This is a genomic window from Streptococcus sp. HSISS2 (genome assembly GCF_000448665.1).
GTDB lineage: Bacteria > Bacillota > Bacilli > Lactobacillales > Streptococcaceae > Streptococcus > Streptococcus raffinosi.
Genome location: NZ_CM002133.1, coordinates 597150 through 601601, shown reverse-complemented (window position 1 = coordinate 601601; position 4452 = coordinate 597150). Strand labels below are relative to the sequence as shown.

Below are 4452 nucleotides of genomic sequence, written 5' to 3'. Positions count from 1 at the left end.
TTATCTTCAGAATTATAATAAGTGGGTTCTTCATGACTAATGGCAACATATTGTTGACGACTACCAAAAATCTCATTGGAAGTTACCTTATCTGCTTTTAGGGCCGTCTGCAACTCTTCTACAGCTTTTTCATGAAATTTATGCTTTGTATATGCATTTCCTAAAAAGAAAAGCATGAGTATAGCCACAGTATAAATCCTTCCACGCTTTGAGAAAGGAAATTTTAGAATCTTCTTTATCATAACTTTTTTACAAAAATAGCCAGAACATCACATTCTGACTATTACTCTTATTTCTCTTCTTCGTCCATAGAAAGCACAGACAAGAAGGCTTCTTGTGGGACTTCAACCGAACCGATGGCTTTCATACGTTTCTTACCGGCTTTTTGTTTTTCGAGGAGTTTACGTTTACGTGAAACGTCACCACCGTAACATTTCGCCAAAACGTTTTTACGAAGGGCCTTAATATCAGTACGAGCAACAATTTTTTGACCGATAGCCGCTTGGATAGGCACTTCGAATTGTTGACGTGGAATGATTTTCTTAAGTTTATCAACAATAAGTTTTCCACGCTCGTAGGCAAATTCCTTATGCACGATGAAGCTAAGGGCATCGACCTTGTCACCATTAAGGAGAATATCCATTTTCACCAATTGTGAGCGACGGTATTCTGACAATTCATAATCGAAACTTGCATAACCACGAGTTGATGATTTTAATTTATCAAAGAAATCAAAGACAATTTCAGCAAGTGGAATCTGATAGATAACGTTCACACGATTATCATCGATATATTCCATGGTTTCAAAATCACCACGTTTACGTTGCGCCAATTCCATAACAGCACCAACATATTCTTGAGGAACCATGATTTGGGCTTTAACATAAGGCTCTTCAATAGCATCAATACGTGTAGGATCTGGGAACTCAGAAGGGTTAGACACTTCAAGCATCTCACCGTCAGTAGTATTAACATGGTAAACTACCGATGGTGCTGTCATAATGAGATCGATGTTAAACTCACGTTCCAAACGCTCTTGGATAACATCCATGTGAAGAAGACCCAAGAAACCACAACGGAAACCAAAACCAAGGGCTTGAGACGTTTCAGGCTCAAACTGAAGACTGGCATCGTTCAACTGGAGCTTTTCAAGAGCTTCACGCAAGTCATTGTATTTATTAGACTCAATTGGATAAAGACCGGCGAAGACCATTGGATTCATTTGCTTATAGCCATGGAGTGGCTCTGCCGCTGGATTGTCCGCAAGTGTTACTGTATCACCGACACGGGTATCCGCAACAGTCTTGATTGAGGCTGCCACATAACCAACATCACCAGTCGCAAGGTAGTCACGGCCAACAGCTTTAGGTGTGAAGATACCCACCTCAGTAACATCAAAGGTCTTACCATTAGACATCATTTGAATCTTATCGCCAGGTTTCACCATTCCGTTAACCACACGCACTTGGAGGATAACCCCACGGTAAGCATCGTAAACAGAGTCAAAGATAAGGGCTTGAAGAGGCGCATCTACATCGCCTTGAGGCGCAGGAACCTTTTCTACGATTTGCTCAAGAATCTCCTCAATACCGATACCAGCTTTAGCTGATGCAAGCACTGCTTCAGAGGCATCTAGACCAATAACATCTTCAATTTCTGTACGGACACGTTCAGGATCTGCGGCTGGAAGGTCAATCTTATTAATAACCGGCAAAATTTCCAAGTCATTATCAAGTGCCAAGTAAACATTGGCGAGTGTCTGTGCTTCAATCCCTTGAGCAGCATCTACTACAAGGATAGCACCTTCACAGGCAGCAAGAGAACGAGACACCTCATAAGTAAAGTCCACGTGTCCTGGTGTGTCAATAAGGTGGAAAATATAGGTTTCTCCATCCTTAGCTGTATAGTTGAGCTCAATGGCATTAAGTTTGATAGTGATTCCTCGTTCGCGCTCAAGGTCCATACTATCAAGGAGTTGCGCCTGCATCTCACGACTAGACACTGTCTCAGTCTTTTCCAAGATACGGTCAGCAAGCGTTGATTTACCATGGTCAATATGGGCAATAATCGAGAAGTTACGAATCTTCTCCTGTCGTTGTTTTAATTCTTCAATATTTGGCATTCTTATCTTTCCTAGTTCTTACTTGTGATTATAGATAAACTAATCGTTACCTTCTATTATACAAAAAGACAGGCATTTGCCTATCTCTAATATCTGCTTTCTGATTCTGGTTAAGTCATCCTACTTCTTAAAAGTATCGTTGTAGTGCTTATTAATAATAGCTGAACGTTTGTTCTCTGTTGAACTGCTTGAAAATGGTGCTAAACCAAAGGCTAACACGACAATTCCCAATAGAATGAGGCTGAAAAATGGGTGCTCAGCAATATAGTGTAAAATGTCTGACATAGGAAGACTCCTTTAAGCATAATTATTTAACCTTATATTATCAGAAATATTATGATTCTTCAAGAAAAAAAGAGAACTTCCGCTCTCCCTCTTAATCTTAATGGAATTGCATACCACCATCCACGATGATTGTTTGGCCTGTAATGTAGTTTGAGTCAGGTCCAGCAAGGAAGCTTACTGCAGCTGCCACATCTTCAGGCTCAGAAAGACGTTTCAAAGTGATATCTTTTGCGAATGTTTGCATACCCCATTCATCATCTTTACCAGCATTTTTACCAACTTCGTGGGCAATGTCAAACATCATTGGTGTCTTAACAATACCTGGTGCGTAGGCATTGACAGTAATACCTGAATCAGCCAAATCACGCGCCAAAGTTTGTGTGATACCACGAACTGCAAATTTAGTACCACCATAGATAGTCAAGTTAGGGTTACCAACGACACCAGCTTGTGAAGTCGCATTGATGATTTTACCACCATGTCCAAGAGCTTTAAATTGTGCTTGGGCAGCTTGGGCACCCCAGATCACACCACCTACATTGATATTGAATGTACGATGGAATTGTTCTTCAGTGATTGTATCAAGTGGAGTTGTAGGTGCGACACCGGCATTATTGACAACAACGTTCAAATCGCCAAAGTGATCAACAACTTTTTGGAAGGCTGCTGCTACCTCAGCTTGTTTAGAGACATCTGCTACAACCGCAAATGCTTTGTCTGCTGACAATTCAGCTACCGCTTTATCAGCAGTTTCAGCATTGTAATCTAAAATTCCAACTTTAAATCCATCTTCAACTAAACGTTTTGCAATCGCAAAACCAATACCTTGACCTGCACCTGTAACAATAGCAACTTTAGACATATAAAATCCTCCTCTACCAATTGAAACCCAACTTCGTTGATAGATCCAACAAAGCTTATCTCAATCGGGATACGCAAAGTTAGTCAAGTTCTGGCAAAGTCATTTTCATAGGCTTTGTCTTAACTTAAATAAGATTCTACGCTTTTATGAAAACGTTGTCAAGCAAATGTCATACTTTTCTGAAAATAGATAAGGAATGTCTGTTATTTTGTCCTATTATAAAACGAACTCAAAGCCTAGTGCTTCCATGTCGTCCAAGCCACCAAGGTTGGTAACATTGCTATAACCTCTCTCATGAAGCACTGCTGCAGCAAAGTCAGCCCGAGGTCCCATTTTACAATAAAGGTAAATAGGCATTAGCTTTTCCTCTGGCAGCTTCGCAGAGAAGATTTGTGTGTGGGGGATTAATAGTGCATTCTTAACATGACCTTCTGAATACTCTTCAGGACTACGAACATCAATGAGCAATCCACCTTGAGCTATATCATTTTGAATCTGCTTTAAATCCATGTTATTCACCAAACCAAAGCTCGATTTCTCGAGCCGCAGATTCTTCTGAATCAGATCCATGAACAATATTTTGTATACCATGTTCATCGGGTGCAGTCGCAAAATCACCTCGAATTGTGCCAGGAGCAGCTTCACCAGGATTTGTCGCTCCCATCATATCACGCCATGATTTGATAACACCTGGCCCCGAAAGAATCCCAATAATTGCTGGCCCACTCATCATATAGTTTGTAATACTAGAGAAGAATGACTTATCTACCAACTGAGCATAATGCTTTTTAAGGCGCTCTAGGTCAAGCGTTAGCATTTCCATACGTTCAATAGTAAAGCCACGACGCTCAATACGGTCAATGACTTGTCCAACGAGGTGACGTTTAACAGCATCTGGTTTAATGATAAATAATGTTTTTTGCATGATTTCAACTTTCATTATTTTCTTTTCATTTTACCACAGGATGCCACTTTTTGCAGACTTGGGCCTTTTATAGTCTCTAACTATATGACAGGTAACAAATTAACTATTTTTCATTAACATGATTATGCTGCTAATTACAAAATCCCTTACCGATACAGTAAGGGATTTTGTTATTTCTAAGCTTGAATAAAAGCTTGCAAATCTTTAAGAGCTCGCTCAGCAATTTTCATAACGCTCTTTCTTGTCACGAATACGTGA

The 4452-nt window shown here is 40.1% G+C and carries 5 protein-coding genes and 1 pseudogene; all 6 read right to left on the bottom strand.

Going from position 1 to position 4452, the window contains the following annotated elements:
- Positions 1–188: pseudogene (locus tag HSISS2_RS10700) on the bottom strand (hypothetical protein); the annotation flags it as partial.
- A gap of 101 nt (positions 189–289) precedes the next feature.
- Positions 290–2122 carry a translation elongation factor 4 gene (lepA, locus tag HSISS2_RS02840; protein ID WP_002888464.1) on the bottom strand — a complete coding sequence of 611 codons (1833 nt, stop codon included), beginning with the start codon at positions 2120–2122 and terminating at the stop codon, positions 290–292.
- Between the two features lie 120 nt (positions 2123–2242).
- Positions 2243–2407: a hypothetical protein gene (locus tag HSISS2_RS11315; RefSeq protein ID WP_008534734.1), complete on the bottom strand. Its 165-nt coding sequence runs from the start codon at positions 2405–2407 to the stop codon at positions 2243–2245.
- 97 nt (positions 2408–2504) lie between these two features.
- Positions 2505–3269, bottom strand: coding sequence for a (S)-acetoin forming diacetyl reductase (locus tag HSISS2_RS02835; protein WP_008534735.1), 765 nt, complete (start codon positions 3267–3269; stop codon positions 2505–2507).
- A 216-nt stretch (positions 3270–3485) separates the two neighbouring features.
- The gene (locus HSISS2_RS02830; RefSeq protein WP_021145289.1) at positions 3486–3779 is read right to left on the bottom strand and encodes a rhodanese-like domain-containing protein; all 294 of its coding nucleotides are present in this window, start codon (positions 3777–3779) and stop codon (positions 3486–3488) included.
- A 1-nt stretch (position 3780) separates the two neighbouring features.
- Complete coding sequence (gene ndk, locus HSISS2_RS02825; RefSeq protein ID WP_042767182.1) at positions 3781–4194, bottom strand: nucleoside-diphosphate kinase; 414 nt, start codon at positions 4192–4194, stop codon at positions 3781–3783.
- Positions 4195–4452: the final 258 nt, after the last annotated feature.

Coding starts and splice junctions, on each gene's coding strand:
- lepA (WP_002888464.1), bottom strand. CDS start 2,122: ATGCCAAATATTGAAGAATTAAAACAACGACAGGAGAAGATTCGTAAC.
- HSISS2_RS11315 (WP_008534734.1), bottom strand. CDS start 2,407: ATGTCAGACATTTTACACTATATTGCTGAGCACCCATTTTTCAGCCTC.
- HSISS2_RS02835 (WP_008534735.1), bottom strand. CDS start 3,269: ATGTCTAAAGTTGCTATTGTTACAGGTGCAGGTCAAGGTATTGGTTTT.
- HSISS2_RS02830 (WP_021145289.1), bottom strand. CDS start 3,779: ATGGATTTAAAGCAGATTCAAAATGATATAGCTCAAGGTGGATTGCTC.
- ndk (WP_042767182.1), bottom strand. CDS start 4,194: ATGCAAAAAACATTATTTATCATTAAACCAGATGCTGTTAAACGTCAC.